At 69.5% G+C, this 15,180-nt stretch carries 15 protein-coding genes; 10 read left to right on the forward strand and 5 right to left on the reverse strand.

Going from position 1 to position 15,180, the window contains the following annotated elements; genetic code table 11:
- Positions 1-6 precede the first annotated feature (6 nt).
- The 3 genes from JRI60_RS31600 to JRI60_RS31610 all read left to right on the forward strand — a co-directional run bounded on the left by JRI60_RS31600 (position 7) and on the right by JRI60_RS31610 (position 3,781).
- Positions 7-942 (forward strand): YihY/virulence factor BrkB family protein, encoded by a 936-nt coding sequence (locus tag JRI60_RS31600; protein ID WP_204219659.1) that lies wholly within the window; start codon positions 7-9, stop codon positions 940-942.
- A gap of 161 nt (positions 943-1,103) precedes the next feature.
- Positions 1,104-2,621 (forward strand): hypothetical protein, encoded by a 1,518-nt coding sequence (locus JRI60_RS31605; protein WP_204219660.1) that lies wholly within the window; start codon positions 1,104-1,106, stop codon positions 2,619-2,621.
- Positions 2,621-3,781, forward strand: a complete 1,161-nt coding sequence (locus JRI60_RS31610) for an ARPP-2 domain-containing protein (RefSeq protein WP_204219661.1) — start codon at positions 2,621-2,623, stop codon at positions 3,779-3,781. Before JRI60_RS31605 ends, JRI60_RS31610 begins: the two co-directional genes overlap by 1 nt.
- Here JRI60_RS31610 and JRI60_RS31615 read toward each other — a convergent pair.
- Both JRI60_RS31615 and JRI60_RS31620 read right to left on the reverse strand, forming a co-directional pair.
- Entirely contained in the window at positions 3,755-5,305 is a 1,551-nt protein-coding gene (locus JRI60_RS31615) for a cyclic nucleotide-binding domain-containing protein (RefSeq protein ID WP_204219662.1), read from the reverse strand. The two genes, JRI60_RS31610 and JRI60_RS31615, sit on opposite strands and share 27 nt — an antisense overlap.
- Before the next feature lie 16 nt (positions 5,306-5,321).
- The gene (locus JRI60_RS31620) at positions 5,322-6,506 is read right to left on the reverse strand and encodes a M24 family metallopeptidase (protein WP_204219663.1); all 1,185 of its coding nucleotides are present in this window, start codon (positions 6,504-6,506) and stop codon (positions 5,322-5,324) included.
- A gap of 144 nt (positions 6,507-6,650) precedes the next feature.
- On the opposite strand from JRI60_RS31620, the gene JRI60_RS31625 reads away from it, so the two are divergent.
- Complete coding sequence (locus JRI60_RS31625) at positions 6,651-7,391, forward strand: PPC domain-containing protein (protein ID WP_275439033.1); 741 nt, start codon at positions 6,651-6,653, stop codon at positions 7,389-7,391.
- Positions 7,392-7,466: 75 nt separating this feature from the next.
- Here JRI60_RS31625 and JRI60_RS53630 read toward each other — a convergent pair whose 3' ends face one another.
- Positions 7,467-8,135, reverse strand: a complete 669-nt coding sequence (locus JRI60_RS53630) for a hypothetical protein (RefSeq protein WP_239469820.1) — start codon at positions 8,133-8,135, stop codon at positions 7,467-7,469.
- A gap of 189 nt (positions 8,136-8,324) precedes the next feature.
- Positions 8,325-9,071 carry an endonuclease III domain-containing protein gene (locus tag JRI60_RS31635; protein WP_204219665.1) on the reverse strand — a complete coding sequence of 249 codons (747 nt, stop codon included), beginning with the start codon at positions 9,069-9,071 and terminating at the stop codon, positions 8,325-8,327.
- A gap of 147 nt (positions 9,072-9,218) precedes the next feature.
- On the opposite strand from JRI60_RS31635, the gene JRI60_RS31640 reads away from it, so the two are divergent.
- From JRI60_RS31640 to JRI60_RS31660, 5 genes are all read left to right on the forward strand, one after another.
- Entirely contained in the window at positions 9,219-11,057 is a 1,839-nt protein-coding gene (locus JRI60_RS31640) for a sensor histidine kinase (RefSeq protein ID WP_204219666.1), read from the forward strand.
- The gene (locus JRI60_RS31645; RefSeq protein WP_204219667.1) at positions 11,054-11,776 is read left to right on the forward strand and encodes a response regulator transcription factor; all 723 of its coding nucleotides are present in this window, start codon (positions 11,054-11,056) and stop codon (positions 11,774-11,776) included. Before JRI60_RS31640 ends, JRI60_RS31645 begins: the two co-directional genes overlap by 4 nt.
- 133 nt (positions 11,777-11,909) lie before the next feature.
- Complete coding sequence (locus tag JRI60_RS31650) at positions 11,910-12,602, forward strand: energy transducer TonB (RefSeq protein WP_239469821.1); 693 nt, start codon at positions 11,910-11,912, stop codon at positions 12,600-12,602.
- Positions 12,603-12,758: 156 nt separating this feature from the next.
- A complete protein-coding gene (locus JRI60_RS31655; RefSeq protein ID WP_239469822.1) occupies positions 12,759-13,121 on the forward strand; it encodes an energy transducer TonB in 363 nt (120 codons plus the stop codon).
- Between the two features lie 172 nt (positions 13,122-13,293).
- On the forward strand, positions 13,294-13,596 hold the full coding sequence (locus tag JRI60_RS31660) for a hypothetical protein (RefSeq protein WP_204219669.1): 303 nt from the start codon (positions 13,294-13,296) through the stop codon (positions 13,594-13,596).
- Here the strand turns inward: JRI60_RS31660 and JRI60_RS31665 are convergent.
- On the reverse strand, positions 13,583-13,975 hold the full coding sequence (locus JRI60_RS31665) for an Ig-like domain-containing protein (protein ID WP_204219670.1): 393 nt from the start codon (positions 13,973-13,975) through the stop codon (positions 13,583-13,585). The genes JRI60_RS31660 and JRI60_RS31665 overlap by 14 nt on opposite strands.
- Positions 13,976-14,298: 323 nt before the next feature.
- On the opposite strand from JRI60_RS31665, the gene modA reads away from it, so the two are divergent.
- Positions 14,299-15,141, forward strand: coding sequence for a molybdate ABC transporter substrate-binding protein (modA, locus tag JRI60_RS31670; RefSeq protein WP_204219671.1), 843 nt, complete (start codon positions 14,299-14,301; stop codon positions 15,139-15,141).
- The last annotated feature ends 39 nt before the right edge of the window (positions 15,142-15,180 follow it).

Below are 15,180 nucleotides of genomic sequence, written 5' to 3' on the forward strand. Positions count from 1 at the left end.
TCCACCATGAGCGTCGCGCTTCGTGCTCGAAGCACCTTGCAGCTGGTGAAGCAGGCCTTCTCGGAGTGGAACGAGGACAAGGCGCCGATGTTCGCCGCCTCGCTCTCCTACTACACGATGTTCTCGATCGCGCCGGTGCTCGTCATCGCCGTCAGCGTGGCCGGAATGGTCTTCGGCGAGGAGGCAGCGCGGGGCCAGGTCCAGGCGCAGCTCCAGGATCTGGTCGGCCAGAGCGGAGCCGAGGTCATCGGGCAGATGATGATCAGCGCTCGGAAGCCGAGCGCCGGAATCCTCGCGACGGCGCTGGGGGTGATCGCGCTGATCTTCGGTGCGACGGGTGTCTTCGTGCAGCTCCAGGAGGCGCTCAACCACATCTGGCACGTCCAGCCTCCGCCCCGGAACGGAGTGCTGAACTTCCTGCGCAGCCGCTTCCTGTCGTTCGCGATGGTGCTGGTGATTGGCTTCCTGCTGCTCGTCTCGCTGGTGGTGAGCGCCGCGCTGGCGGGAATCGGCGCCTGGTTCGACCACGTGTTTCCCGGCTGGACGCTGCTGTGGCAGGGGCTCAACCTCGTCATCTCCTTCGCCGTCATCACCGTGCTGTTCGCGATGATGTACAAGCTGCTGCCCGACACACACGTGGCCTGGCGGGATGTCTGGCTCGGCGCGGCCGTGACGTCCCTGCTCTTCAGCCTGGGGAAGCTCGGCATCGGCCTGTACCTGGGACGGAGCACCGTGGCCTCGAGCTACGGCGCGGCGGGCTCGCTGGCCGTCGTGCTCATCTGGGTCTACTACTCCGCGCAGATCCTCTTCCTGGGGGCGGAGTTCACCCAGGTCTACGCCCGGAGCCACGGCAGCCGCACGGGAGAGCCCTGGCCGGTCCGGGAGAGCGCGCTCCCGGTCACTCCGCGCGAGACCCCGCGGACCCCGCGCCCGACGTCCTGACTCCTCCCGGGTGTCAGGAGCCAGCGGCGGGCCCGTCATGGTAGGGTGAAGGGGCCGCTCGCGGGACTGTGATGCGACTTCCGAACCGAGCCTTTGGAGCTTGACTAGCCAGTCGTGTCCTCTCTCCCCGAGCGGCTCCTCTTTTCCCGCCCGAGCCCTGGATGGGGTCGAAGGAGTTCGCCGTGAAGGACCCGGCGTTGGCGCGCGCCGAGCAGGTCGCCCGCGAGGATCTGGTGATGTTCGTGAACGCGTGCTTCTCCTGCACGGGGCAGCGCGAGTTCTACAACGACGCGCGAGGCCAGTCGGTCGCCATCGACTTCCTGCACGAGTACATCCTGGGCAACTACCGCCGCCTCTACGCGCGGACGCTCGCCGCGGGCATCAACCACTTCAACCAGGCGCAGATCCTCCTCAACCTGCTGGCCACCGGGAAGCAGACGCCTCCCGAGGATCGGCGGGAGGAGGGAGCACTCATCGCCTCGGCGCTCCGGGCCCTGCCGCCGCAGCGGGCCTTCCGGGTGCTGGAGCTGCTGCGCGAGCGGCGCATCAACAACCGCCGGGCACGCGCCATCGCCCGCGAGTACCTGGAGGGGCGTCCGGACCTGAGCTTCGACGCGGTGAAGTACCGCGCCAAGCTGCGGGCCACGGTGGCGCACGGGCACATGAAGCTCCCGGGTGAGCTGAATCCCTTCCTCTTCCACGGCTGGCGCAAGCGCGTGTACACGACGCCGCTGCTGGAGAAGTTCCGCCAGGCCCACTACGACCAGGGCGCCCTCTTCGAGCTGCCCTTCACCATCGCCGAGGGGCTGGCCATGAAGCACGGCATCCCCCGGGGGGTGTTCCTCGAGCGCATCGAGCCGCGCCTCACCATGGCCGAGCGGCTGCGCCTGCAGGGAGCCGCGGCGCGCGAGGACGGAGCCATCGCCATCGACCTCGGACGGGCGCCGCTCACGAAGCTGGCGCTCTACGTGCTCTCCCTGAAGCCGGAGACGCGGCGGGAGCGGCGCGCCGAGCTGCATGCCGCGCTGGAGCAGTCCGCCGCGAGGACGCTGCGCCGGGCCCCGGTGCCGCTGGGCCGGGTGGCCGCCGTGCTGGACAACAGCTATTCCGCCTCCGGCTCCACCGAGAAGCGCCGCCGTCCGTTGGGCGTGGCGCTCGCCGCGCATTACCTGCTGTCCGCCTCGGCCCGCGAGTACCGCGCCTTCTGGACGAACCCCCTCGAGGATCCTTTGCTCCTGGAGGCTCGAGGACAGACCGACCTGGCCACCCCGCTGCTCGACGCCCTGGACTGGAGGCCGGACCAGGTGGTCGTCGTGTCGGACGGCTACGACAACGATCCGCCGAACGCCGTGGCCGAGGTGACCCGCGTCTTCCGCACGAGGCTGGACCCCTCGCGCCGCACGTCCATCGTCCACGCGAACCCCGTGTTCGCCTCGGAGCTCTACGCACCGCGAGGCATTGGCGCCCTCGTGCCGACGGTGGGCGTGCGGGACGCGGAGGATCTCCCCACGGTGCTGGGCTTCGCGCGCTTCGCGGAGGGCGCGGCCCCGCTGTCGGAGCTGGAGGACTACCTCGCGGCGCGCGTCCGGCGGCTGCTCGAGCGCGGGCAGCGGGGACAGGAGCCGGTGGAGTCCCAGATGACGGCTGGGGAGCCCCTCCCCGCCGAGGAGGAGGCGTGATGACCCGGGAAAAGACGAGGCGCCTCCTGCCCACGGGCCTGCGGCTGGCGCCCTCACAGGTGTGGGGCAACATCCGCCTGGTGCCGGTGCTGCGGGACGAGGTGCGGGGAGATCTGCGCTTCGCCCGGCGGACGTACGACGATGCCCTCGCCGTCGTCTCGCTGAAGGGCGGGCTGATGGAGCCCGGGCTCAAGTACGTCTCCTACGTGCCGCACGGGCTGGTGATGTCGTGGGACAACAAGCAGGCGGAGGTGGTCGCCGGAACGCGGCTCCAAAAGCCCGATGGCAAGGTGCTGAAGGCCGGCCCGTTCACCGTGCGCGTGATGCACCGCATGGCGCGCCGGGAGGACAAGAACCGGCTGCGGCTGCTGCCGCTGCACCTGGCGATGGAGGGCTTCCTCGCCATGCACTTCGGCGGACCGGAGGTGGCGTGGACCGAGTACTCGCAGGAGGCCCTCTCCCACGGGTTGGATCCCCGGAGCGAGTGGTCGGTGCCCGGCTGGGCGAGCGCGGCCTTCGACGAGGCCCTGCGCGTCTTCGAGATCCACGAGCAGCAGGTGGGGGTGCTCATCTTCAAGGCCGACATGCTGCTGTCCGCCTGCATCGTCTCGCACCCCGAGGACTACCGGGCGTTGCACCGGGCGCTGCTGGAAGACTTCTACGGCGAGCTGCTGCTGCAGTATGGCTTCCTCGCCAACGCGGCCGACCTGTGGCTGTCCATCGACGACCAGCGGGTCGCCTCGATGGCCGACCTGCGGGATGCCGTCGGGCGCATGCGGCGCGACTGGGCGGACTTCCAGGGCTTCATGGCCGGAGGCCTCTTCGGCGCGGAGGTGACGACGAGCACCGTCTACGAGGCGGGGCCGTTCCACCTCGAGCGCTTCGTCACCAGCCTGGTGCCCTCCGAGGAGAACCACATCGGCGAAGTCATCGTGCGAGCAGACGGCACGCTCGAGTACCTCAAGACGTACCGCCTCTCGGCGGCGCAGACGCGGCGGGCCTATCTGCTCAAGCAGCTCGCGGGCGCCGGCTGGAACCTGGAGCGCGCGGCGGCCGGCCTGAAGACCACCCGGGAGGACCTGGTGGTCCGCCTGCACAACGCCGGCTTCGGCTACCTGCTCAAGGAGTCCGTGCTACGCGAGGCCCTGCGGCACGCGTAGCCCGGACGCGGTGGACGCGCCCTCCCCCGCCACCCGGGGCGACTCGGGCGCCGCGTCCTTCGACAGCAGGATGAGCCGCGTGGCCTCCTGGGCCCTCACCTTCATGGGCCGCGTCACCTCCATGAGCATCGAGCCACGAGCGACCGTCCACAGGCCCTCGTGCTCGACCTCCAGCACGCCCGACAGCACGAACACGTGGGTGCCCGCCTCGAGGGAGAGCGTCGCCTGGGCCTTCAGATCGCGGTGCTCGCCGCGCTGCACCCAGGCCAGCCGCCCCTTGCGTCCGAGGTGCCCGTAGCGATCGAGCCCGCGCACCAGGTCGTCGAAGCGGCGCTCGGCGAACCGCAGCCACACGCCCTGCCGGAGGTTGACGTTGGACTCCATCAGCGGCAGCAGCGCCGAGCGGGGGATGCGCACCAGCATGGACGCGGTGGCGGTGCGGATGGAGGCGGAGCGGCGCTCCCCCGCGAGCATGGCGATCTCCCCGAACAGCGAGCCGCTGCCGAGCTCGTCCACGACCTTCTCCCGCTCACCGCCCTCGGCCAGCACATAGACCGCGCCGCTGGCGAGCAGGTACATCTCGTCGCTGGCATCGCCCCTGTGGAAGACGTACTTGCCCCCCGCGATGGTGATGATCTCCGAGCGCCGGGCCAGCTCCCGCAGGGTGACCTCGTCGAAGTGCGAGAAGAGGGCCGCCCGGCGCAACTGCCGCAGCACCTCGGGGCGCAGCATGCGGGCACCGATGGACGTCTTCTGCACCAGGGCCGCCGTCGCCTGGATGGGCTGGCGCAGCTTCCGCTGGCCCATGGAGCGGATCATGTTCACCAGGTTGGGCACGGTGATGGGCACCACCGTCACCAGCCCGTGTCCCTCGACGTAGCCCGGGTTGGCCTCGACGAAGTAGCGCGCCGGGGGCTTGTCACAGTGCAGCCAGTACTCGCGCTCCATCTCCGTCTCGCGCGTGCGCCAGCCCACCTCGCGCACCAGGGGATTGGCCGGCGCCACCCGCTCCAGGCCGAACTCCGTGGCCAGCTCGTCCATGAAGCCCAGCAGCTCCGGCGGCGTCTCCTGCTCGCGCCGGGGCCAGACCTCGCCGAAGTACTTGGCGAACAGCGAGTAGCTGGACGGGTGCACCAGCGAGCCCAGGTAGAACGCCCGCCGGCCCGGGTGCTTCAGCAGGTAGCTCAGCGCCATCTTCAGCCCGAAGCGCGCGTTGGCGTTGCCCCCCCGGTACGCACGCAGCGAGCCCGCCTCCGCGCGGAACACCGCCGTGGGCACTCCGCCGAAATGCTTCTCGAAGATGTGCAGGGCGAAGTAGCCGACCGTCTCCCCGGCCTCGTTCTTGTGGAGCTGGATCCACGTGTGATCGGCCTTCGAGTCGATCACGTACTTCCTGAAGGACTCCCGCTCCACGCCGTCGAAGATCTGCCGATGCACCTCGTAGAGCGCGTCGGTGAGACTCGCGCGCTCCTCGGGGGACATGGACTTGGGAATGACGACATCGCTGTGCGTGATGGCGGGCATGTCTCCCGCTTTTACCTCACTTCACGCCCGCCGCGCGGCGGAGCAGCACCCCCTTGAGGCGGTTCAGCCGCTTGCTCGCCGTCACGGTCATCGAGGCCAGGTCCGTGGGATACCGGGTGAGCGACTCGTACCCGTCCCGCGTCACCAGCACGGTGTCCGAGTGGCGGATGCCTCCCACGCCGGGCAGGTAGATACCGGGCTCGATGCTGATGAGCATGTTCTCCCGCAGGACGTCCGTGCTGCCGTCGGCCACCCAGGGGGCTTCGTGGTTGCCCAGTCCGAAGCCATGACCCGTGCGGTGCAGCAGCCGGTCGCCGTAGCCCTCCTGGTGGAGGAAGTCCCTCGCCGTGGCGTCGAGCTCCGCGCAAGCCACGCCGGGCCGCACCAGGGCGAAGGCCCGCCGCCGCGCCTCCATCATGGCCGCGAACGCCGCCCGCTCCTCCTGCCGGGGGGGTGAGAGGAAGTAGGTGCGCTCGCACTCGGCGGCGTAGCCATTGACGCGCAGGAAGGCCAGGGCGATGTGCGGGCCATCCTCCAGCCGGTCCGCGATGGACGGCACCCCGTGGGGCTGAGCGCTCAGGGGCGCCGGCCAGCTCCCCACCAGCACGCTGCTGGTCAACACGTCGTAGCCGGACTCCCGCATGATGTGCAGCTGCACCGAGCGCCCCTGCGAGAAGAGCTCCAGCACGGACACGCCGTGGTACGAGGCCGCCAGGAGCCTGCCCACCGCCGCGTCCGAGTAACGCGCCGCATCACGGAGCATCCGCACCTCGGCGGCGGACTTCACCACGCGAAGCTCCTCGATGAGGGGCAGCACCCGCGGCGAGAGGTGCGCGAGCCGGCCGGCGATCTCCTGTGACAGGGACGGCTCGAGGCCCACCCGGGTGTGGCCCGCGAGCAGTTCCAGCAACCGGTCCGCCCAGCCCTGCCCGGCGGGCGCGGGATAGTCCCAGTAGTGCAGCACCTCCTCCACGTTGGGCGCGGCGCGCAGGTGCTGCCGCTCGAGCGCGGGCACCAGCAGCACGGGCGGACCCCCGGGTCGTACGAGGATGAAGAATGGGCGCTCCAGGGGCCGGTAGGAGACGCCGGTCAGGTAATAGATGCTGTCCTCGCTGGTGACGAGGAACGCATCGAGCCCGGCCTCGGCCACCTTCTGGCGCAAGCGCTCCATCCGCTCCAGGTATTCGCCGCGTGGAATCATGTACGCCCTCTCCTCACAGGAAGGGACGAGTCTCGCCCGAACCCGTGACAGATTTCGACTTCTTCCCGCCATTCAATTCCAGACATGAGACCTTGTGAGACGATGAATTCGATCTCCCCTTCGTGCCTCACAGGAGGTAGCAAGTTGGCTCGTCAGTTCCCTCGCATCCTGCTCCTCGCGGGACTGGTGCTCTCCGCGTCGGCCCTGGGCCGCGCCCCTCCGGCCCCTCCGGCCCTGGCGGACTGCACGCCCATCGCCCTCTCCAATGGCGTGGCGGTGACGAACATCTCCGCCAGCACCGGCGGCCAGGTGTGCTACTCGCTGGAAGTAACCCTGGGCGCCACCGACCTCGAGTTCGACGTGAGCGGCGGCACGGGTGACGCGGACCTGTACGTGAAGTTCAGCTCCGCCCCCAGCGCCAGCAGCTACGACTGCCGTCCGTTCCAGAGTGGCAACGCGGAGCGCTGCACCTTCGCCAGCCCGGGTGTCGGCACCTATTACGTGATGCTCACCGCCTTCTCGACCTTCTCGGGCGTGCAGCTCGTGGGCAAGTTCGCCACCAGCGCCGGCAGCATGTTGACCAACGGTGTCGAGTCGGCCCCCTATTCGGGCTCCTCGGGCGCGATGAGGTGCTTCACGCTGAACGTGCCGAGCGGGAAGACCTCGCTGGTCTTCAACCAGACGGGCAAGACGGGCACCACGGGCGACGCGGACCTGTACGTGAAGTTCGCCGCCGCTCCCAACACCAGCAACTACACCTGTCGTCCGTACCAGTCCGGCAGCACCGAGACGTGTACGATCAGCAACCCGGCGGCGGGGACCTGGTACGCGTGCTCGTACGGCTACAGCACGTACACCGCCGTGACGATGAAGGGCACCTACTAGCCCCGCCCCGAAACAGGAACGCCCGGGTGCCACGAGGCCCCGGGCGTCTTCACTCCAGCAGCAGCGTCCCCGCGACTACGCCTTCGGCGACTCCTGCTGCGGCTGCTGCTCGGCCTTCTTCGGAGAGACCAGCGAGTCCAGCTTGCGCGTCAGCCGGTCCAGCTCGCGGTTGATGGCCTGCACCTGCGACTGGCTGGCCACGTTGCCCACCACCTGCACCATCCGGCTCTGCAGCCCACCCAGGCGCTGACGGACCTCGCCGCCCACCCAGGTCGCCTTCTTCTCGAGCTCCTGCACCTTCGGGTTCTCCCGCAGGCGCTGCTCGCCCTCGTTCAGCTTCTGCAGCACCTCGCGGCCGGACTCGCGGCCCTTGGCCACCAGCGTCTGCAGCGCCTTCTGCGCCTCCGCCTCGAGCTGACCAATCTGCTTCTGCGCCAGCTCCAGCCGCTCCTTCACGAAGGACGCCACTTGGCCCGCCGTCTCCGTCACCACCGTCTCGGCCCTCGCCGCCTCCGCCTTCACGGCCTCCGCCACCTTCTCCACCACCGGCGTCTCGGCCTTCGCCGTCTCCGCCTTCACCGCCTCGGCCACCACCGCCTCACCCGTCACGGTCTCGGCCTTCACGGCCTCGGCCACCACCGTCTCGGCCTTCACTTCCACCACCTCGGTCTTCACGGGCTCGGCCGTCTGGGCCTCCGTGTCCTTGGTGGCTACCTCGGTCTTCGCGGTCTTGTGCTTCGCCATGTGCTCTTCCTCCCCAAAAAGCGATGTACGAAGAGATAACGCATCGCGTCAACCACGTCAACACCCCCTGACGCGCTGCGGCAATACCCTGGTCCCGAGAGGGGGCGACCAGGCGAACGGCCCTTGATTCCCCAATCATGTGGCGAAAGAACCCAGGCGGGCAAGTCCCTAGAGGTGGAATTCAAGGACTCAACGCATAGGCTGGGAGTCCCGTACGCGGGAGAGGCGGAGCCGTCCCGTCGGGCACAGGTCGAGCACGGCGCACCGCTCGCACGCGGGCTCCCGGAAGAAGCAGCACCGCTGGCCGTGCAGCATCAACGCCTCGTGGTTGTCGTAGACGCGCTGCGCGTCCCAGTCCGGCGGAAGCTGGGCCTCCAGCACCTGGTGGGCTGGCCCCACGGGAAGGCTCTCGGGGACGAGCCCCAGCCGCACCGCCACCCGGTGGTGGTGGCTGTCCACCGGCAGCGCCGGCATCCTCAGCTGGCTGAACAGCAGCGTCGCGGCGCTCGTCTTCGGCCCCACCCCGGGCAGGTGCTCGAGCCAGTCGCGCGCCTGGCGCACCGGCAGCGCCCCGAGGAAGTCCAGTGACAGGTCTCCGCTTCGCAGCTCGGAGATGCGCCGGAGCACCTGCTGGATGCGGGGGGCCTTCTGCTCCGGCCAGGTGACCGCGGAGATGGCCTCCTGGACCTCCACGCACGGGGCATCACGCACCGCCTCCCAGGTGGGAAGGCGAGCGCGGAGCTGGCGGAAGGCCGCGCCGCTGGAGGCATTGCGCGTGCGGTGGCTCAGCAACGCCGACACCAGCTCGCTGAGCGGATCCTGCCCGCGGAAGAAGGGAATGGGACAGCCGTACACGGCGCACAGGCGCTCGTGCACCCGGAGGGCCTTGGCGTTCAGCTCGGACGAGACGTCGGGAAACAACGGGAGAGATGGCATGGGATGGAATGACCTCGGAAGTCACCTCACATCCTTCGCATCGCCCCCTTCCGGCGCGGCGGCCGGGCCAGCGGGCGCCCGGGGCTCCGCGCGAGGACTGACCCGCCGCGCATGCGCACGTATAATGCGCGCGGCCCACCGGCCCCCATGCTTCGCAGGCTCCTTCCCACCCTCCTCGCACTCGGATGCGGACTCCTCGCCCTCACCTGGGGGCTGGTGAGCCTCCAGCGCATCTTCACCCAGGAGCGCGAGGACGCCCACGAGCAGCTCCGCTCCAGCCGCGCCACGTTCGAGGACTACGCCACCCAGACCCTCCAACGCACCCTCGCCCAGCAGCTGGAAGGCAACCTCGTCGCCCTCCACGCCGCCATGGGAGACCCGCTCGCGCCGAGCGAGGGCTTCTACCTCCAGTTCCGCGGCACCCAGTTCCTGCCCCGCCTCCCCCTCTCGGCCCCCGGCTCGCGCGCCCTCCTGCGGCGCAACTACCAGCAGCTCGTCCGCGCGCTCGCGGAGGGCACTCCGGGAGGCCCCTGGCAGGAGCGGCTGAGCCGGCTGCGCGCGGTGGAGAAGGCGCTCGGCGACAAGAGGAACCCCAGACGCGCCAACGCGCTCGCGGACGAGCTGCTGCGCTACCACGCGGCCAACCCGCTCACGCCAGACCAGGAGCTGCCCTTCGTCCTCCTCCTCCTGGAGCGGCTCCAGCGGGGCGAGGCCACCCCGCCCCTGGTCCGCGCGCTGCTGCGCGAGGGGCTCCCCGAGGATCTCGGCGGCATCGAGCGCTCCGCGGGGCTCCAGCGCGACCTGCTGCGCGAACGCTGGCGCTTCACCCAGCCCGACTTCGACTTCCTGCTCGCCCACGTGGTGCGGGTCAGCGCCGCGCTCGGCGAGCCCTCCGACGACTTCCAGGCTCGCGCCCGGGAGGCCGGCGCCGGCATATTGGTGATGCCGCCCGAGGGCCTCACCGGCCCCACGCTCATCGGCGAGCGCTGGTACGTGGAGCCCAGGGGCGAGCTGGTGCGCGGCATCGCCGTGGACCTCGACGCGCTCCTGAGAGACCTCACCCGGGACATGCAGGAGCGCACCCGCTTCGACAAGAATGGCTTCGTGCGGCTGAAGGCCCCCGACGCGGTGCAACCGCTCGAGTCGCTCCGGCTGGAGGTGGTCGTCCCCCAGTGGACCGCCGCCGAGACGGCCATCGAGCAGCGCTACGGGCTCAAGACGCTGCTGGTGGCCACCTGCGGCGCGCTGGCGCTGGCCATCGTGGTGATGGCGGTGGTGGCCCAGCACGGCCGCTACCGCTACGTCGAGCTCAAGAGCGACTTCGTGGCCACCGTCTCCCACGAGCTGCGCACCCCGCTGGCCTCCATCCGGCTGCTGGCGGAGACGATGGAGCGCAAGCTCTCCCAGCTGCCCGAGATGCGCGACTACCCCGCCCGCATCATCCAGGCCGCCGACGGGCTGCACTTCCTCGTGGAGAACATCCTGTCCTTCAACCGCATCGACAAGGGCCGCTGGAAGCCAAGGCCCGCCCGCGTGCGGCTGGAGGAGCTGCTCGGCACGCTCCGCTCGGACCTCGAGGGAAACACCGCCGTCCCCGTCCGGCTCACCTCGGACGTGGGCGACGTGGAGCTCGAGGTCGACCCGTCCCTGCTGCGCCTGCTGCTGTCCAACCTGGCCCGCAACGCGTGCGCCTACAACCGGCGCAATCCCGTGGAGCTCTCCCTGCGCGCCTACCCCCACGAGGGCCATGGCTGCGTGGTGCTCTTCGGTGACAACGGCATTGGCATCCCCGAGAGCGAGTGGGAGAACGTCTTCCGCGACTTCTACCGGCTGAGCTCGCAGGGCCCCGAGGTCCATGGCAGTGGCCTCGGGCTCGCGCTGTGCCGGAAGATCATGGCCCTCCACGGGGGCAGCATCTCCATCGAGAGCTCCAGCCCCCTGGGCACCACCTTCTCCCTCTACTTCCCCGAACCCCGCCCATCATGACCACGCCGAGCAGCGCCCCCAACCGCCCCTCCATCCTCGTCGTCGAGGACGACGCGAACCTGCGGATCGGCCTGCGGGACAACCTGCAGGACGAGGGCTACGAGGTGGCCGTGGCCACCCACGCCCGCGAGGCAGAGCCCCTGCTGGCCCAGCGCGCCTTCGACCTGCTCATCCTCGACGTCATGCTGCCGGGCGAGGACGGCTATTCCTTCTGCCGCAGGCTGCGCTCCAGCGGCGTGCAGACCATGGTGCTGATGCTCACCGCGCGCTCGCTCGAGGACGACATCGTCCGCGGCTTCGAGGCGGGGGCCCAGGACTACCTCACCAAGCCCTACCGGCTGCGCGAGCTGCTCGCCCGGGTGGGGGCCCTGGTGCGCCGGGCCGGCGGCGCTCCCCCCCAGGTCATGAGCTTCTCCGGTTTCAACCTGGACCTCGGCCGGCGCACCCTGTCCCGGGGCGACGGGAGCGTCATCGACCTGACCCGCACCGAGTTCGACCTGCTCGTCTTCCTGCTCAAGCACCGGGACCGGGCCCTCACCCGGGGGGAGATCCTCGACGCCGTCTGGGGCCGGGACGTCATCGTGGACCCGCGCACCGTGGACAACTTCGTCTCCAACCTGAAGAAGAAGCTCGGCTGGACGAGCGCCTCCTCCTTCACCATCCACACCATTCGCGGGGTGGGGTACCGCATGGAGCTCGAGTCCATGACGAAACCATGACGAAGAGATGGCCGGCCCAAGGCCACCGGCCCTCCCGGACTCCGTAGTTTGAACGGTGTCAACAGGAGGGAATCCAGTGTTCCAGTCGGTCATCAATCAGCCAGGGTTGAGGGCAGGTCGTCTCGGGGCAGGCATGTGGGTGTCCTTGATGCTCCACGCGGGCGTGTTCGGCGGCGTGCTGGGCCTGTCGGGCAAGGCGGTGGAGCAGATCCCGAAGGAGCCCGTGCTCACCTTCAACGTCCCCCGGCCGCCCAAGGGCAACCCCAACCCGCCCAAGGCCGTGCAGCAGCCCGTTGCCGCCAAGCCCAAGAAGCCCAAGACCGAGCTGGTGCAGCCCAAGAAGATTCCTCCTCCGCCTCCGGAGACGCAGCCGGTGGCCGAGCCGCCCCCCACCCCGGATGAGCCGGAGACCGCCGCCAATGACCTCCCCTACGTCCCGGGCAGCCATCCCGACGGTGTGGACAAGGATGGAGTCCCCGGCGCGGCGGCCATCGCCGACATGATGCTGACCAACATCCCCGCCGGGACCGGCGAGGAAGTCATCCCCTTCGGTGCCGGCATGACCCCCCCGGAGCTCATCTCCGCTGGCAAGCCCATCGAGTACACGCGAGAGGCCGTCGAGGCCCGCGTCAGCGGCCTGGTCATCGCCCGCTGCACCATCACCCGCGAGGGAGAGATCGAGGACTGCCGCGTCATCAAGGGACTGCCCTACATGGACGACGAGGTGCTCTCGTCCCTGACGACCCGCCGCTACCGCCCGGTGAGCTTCCAGGGCAGGAACGTCAGCGTGTCCTACATCTTCAACGTGAGGATCCGGATGCCCTGACGGGCATCCCTGGCACCCAGGAGGTCGAACGTGAGTCGCTACCGCACAGGCCCCTGGGTGTCCTCGATGTTGCACGCGTTCTTGCTGGCCTGCGTGCCGGCCTCCTCGGACAAACACCCCTCCCCTCCTGAACGCCCTGTCGAGAGTCCTCCCCTCGTGGATGATCCCGATGCGGATTTCGCTGGTGACGGGGTGCTGGGGAACAGCATCACCGGAGAGAATGGTGAGGAGGTGACTCGCTGTGACTTCTCCAGCATGACCCCGCCGGAGATGCTCTCCGGTGCGGCGGTTCGCTACACACCCGAGGCCCTGGTGGCCCGCGTCAGCGGCCTGGTCATCGCCCGCTGCACCATCACCCGCGAAGGCGCGGTCGAGCACTGCCGCATCCTCAAGGGACTGCCCTACATGGACGAGGCTGTCATCGAAGCCCTGGAGAGCCGCCGCTACCGCCCGGTGCTCTTCCAGGGCAACCCCGTCAGCGTGCCCTACACCTTCAACGTGAAGCTCCGGATGCCCTGACGGGCACCGCGAGCAGTCATCCGGCGCAATCGTCTCGGGGGACGAGCACGGCGCGCACCATCCAGCCGCATGCCGCGCGAAGTGGCCAGGACCGTGACCGGCGGGTCTCCTTCCGCCCATGCACGGATTTCCTCCGGAAGTCATGGGCTCAACCTGTCACTGCCCGGCCCTGATGCGTCGTTCAGAACCCCTCATCACGCCCCCGAGTGAGATCGCCTCTTCCCCGCCCTCCGAAGCCTACGAGGTTCGGATTCCTCCCCATGTCCGCGCCATCCTGGACAAGGCCCCTCGGCGAAGCCGTACGGCCATCGAGCGCAAGCTCCAGGACGCGGCACGACTGGCCTCGCTGCGGCAATGGGTGGACCACGCCGAGGGGCAGCACCCCATCCGGCTCCAGCTCGCCGGATACGAGGGCTCCTACTCGATCGACCCGGGCACCCGGCAGTTGACGCTGTGGGATCTCACCCGGCGCTGACCCCCGAGGGGGCCGGGGACACACTCACCGTGACGTGCACGGTGCGCGGGTTGCCCGTGTTGTCCGTGGCGCGGACATAGAGCTCATGGTTGCCCTCCGTCACGGCCTCGGGCCTCCAGGTGCCCTTGTATGTCATTGAGCTCGAGTCCAACGACAGCGGCATCCATGTCCCCGAAGTGGAGCCGACCTGGAACTCCACCTGGCGCACCCCCGAGCCCAGGCGTCCGTCATCCGCCCGGACCTCGATGACCATCGCTTCACCACCCGTCGCGGCCCGCGCCGTCTGGACGATGGTGACATCCGGCGCCGACGTATACAGGCCAAGCACCGCGGCCGAGAGATGCGCGCCCACCAGCGACACCGGGAGCGACGTGAGCAACAAAGACGACCACCTGGCCGACCCATACCTCCGAGACATGTCTCTCCTCTCGCCCGGGGATGAGGGGGGCTCTCCCGGGCCGGAATGCCTTCGAGGCCGGGCAAAGCCAGATTCGTGCCGGAGCCCGAACCCGCCCTCATCCGGGAGGCTCCGAAGCAACGGTTTCTTCATTTCTTCCGAGAAAACAGCAGGTTGGAAAGGACCCATGGAATGAGCCCGGCCCCGGAGGCTCGCGTCCACCCGGAAGTTCCTTCCACGCCCGCGAGGAAGGATCGGGAAAAACCTCCAGGCTTCCACCGGGTGGGAGATTGTAGAAGGACCGGATGAACACGATCGTGAAGGGTTCACTCGTGGTGGGTGTCCTGCTCATCCTGGGAGCGGGCCTCGCCGCCGGTCTGCGCGGTGGAGGAGGCTCCGCCGCACCGGAGACAACGCCCTCCTCCGAGGCGGGGAAGAAGCGGGTCCTGACCATTGCCGCGGCGTCGGATCTCAAGTTCGCACTGGACGAGTGGGTGACGCTGTTCCGCGCGAAGAACCCCGACGCGGAGGTGCGGGTGACCTACGGCTCATCCGGCAACTTCTCCGCGCAGATCGCCAATGGCGCGCCCTTCGATCTCTTCCTCTCCGCGGACGTGTCCTATCCGCGCACACTGGCCGCACGGGGACTGGTGCACGAGAGTGGCGTCTTCCTCTACGCCGTGGGCCGGATCGTGGTGTGGGTGCCGAAGGACTCGCCGCTGCCCGTGGAGAAGCTCGGGATGAAGGCGCTGCTGGAGCCCGCCGCGAAGCGCATCGCCATTGCCAATCCCCAGCACGCGCCTTATGGCCGCGCGGCCGAGGCCGCCCTGAAGAGCCAGGGAGTCTACGACGCCGTCAAGGACAAGCTGGTGCTCGGGGAGAACATCGCGCAGACCGCGCAGTTCGTGCAGAGCGGCTCCGCCGACGCGGGCATCATCGCCCTGGCGCTCGCGCTGGCCCCGGCGATGAAGGAGCAGGGCCGCGCCTGGGAGGTACCGCTCGACGCGTACCCGCGCATGGAGCAGGGCGGCGCCATCCTCGCGCGGGCCCGGGACGTGGAGCTCGCGAAGCGGTTTCGCGACGGCCTGCTCGGCCCGGACGGCGAGGCGCTCCTGAAGCGCCACGGCTTCTTCCTCCCTGGGCAATGAGTGAAGCGCGCGTGAGCCGAAGCCACGTATAGTGCGCGC

This window comes from Archangium violaceum, assembly GCF_016887565.1.
GTDB classification, from domain to species: Bacteria; Myxococcota; Myxococcia; order Myxococcales; family Myxococcaceae; genus Archangium; species Archangium violaceum_B.

Bases quoted from the DNA above. Each gene is read 5' to 3' on its own strand.
- modA (WP_204219671.1), top strand. From the start codon at position 14,299: ATGAACACGATCGTGAAGGGTTCACTCGTGGTGGGTGTCCTGCTCATC.
- JRI60_RS31660 (WP_204219669.1), top strand. From the start codon at position 13,294: ATGCGTCGTTCAGAACCCCTCATCACGCCCCCGAGTGAGATCGCCTCT.
- JRI60_RS31610 (WP_204219661.1), top strand. From the start codon at position 2,621: ATGACCCGGGAAAAGACGAGGCGCCTCCTGCCCACGGGCCTGCGGCTG.
- JRI60_RS31605 (WP_204219660.1), top strand. From the start codon at position 1,104: ATGGGGTCGAAGGAGTTCGCCGTGAAGGACCCGGCGTTGGCGCGCGCC.
- JRI60_RS31645 (WP_204219667.1), top strand. From the start codon at position 11,054: ATGACCACGCCGAGCAGCGCCCCCAACCGCCCCTCCATCCTCGTCGTC.
- JRI60_RS53630 (WP_239469820.1), bottom strand. From the start codon at position 8,135: ATGGCGAAGCACAAGACCGCGAAGACCGAGGTAGCCACCAAGGACACG.
- JRI60_RS31600 (WP_204219659.1), top strand. From the start codon at position 7: ATGAGCGTCGCGCTTCGTGCTCGAAGCACCTTGCAGCTGGTGAAGCAG.
- JRI60_RS31615 (WP_204219662.1), bottom strand. From the start codon at position 5,305: ATGCCCGCCATCACGCACAGCGATGTCGTCATTCCCAAGTCCATGTCC.
- JRI60_RS31640 (WP_204219666.1), top strand. From the start codon at position 9,219: ATGCTTCGCAGGCTCCTTCCCACCCTCCTCGCACTCGGATGCGGACTC.
- JRI60_RS31635 (WP_204219665.1), bottom strand. From the start codon at position 9,071: ATGCCATCTCTCCCGTTGTTTCCCGACGTCTCGTCCGAGCTGAACGCC.
- JRI60_RS31620 (WP_204219663.1), bottom strand. From the start codon at position 6,506: ATGATTCCACGCGGCGAATACCTGGAGCGGATGGAGCGCTTGCGCCAG.
- JRI60_RS31650 (WP_239469821.1), top strand. From the start codon at position 11,910: ATGTGGGTGTCCTTGATGCTCCACGCGGGCGTGTTCGGCGGCGTGCTG.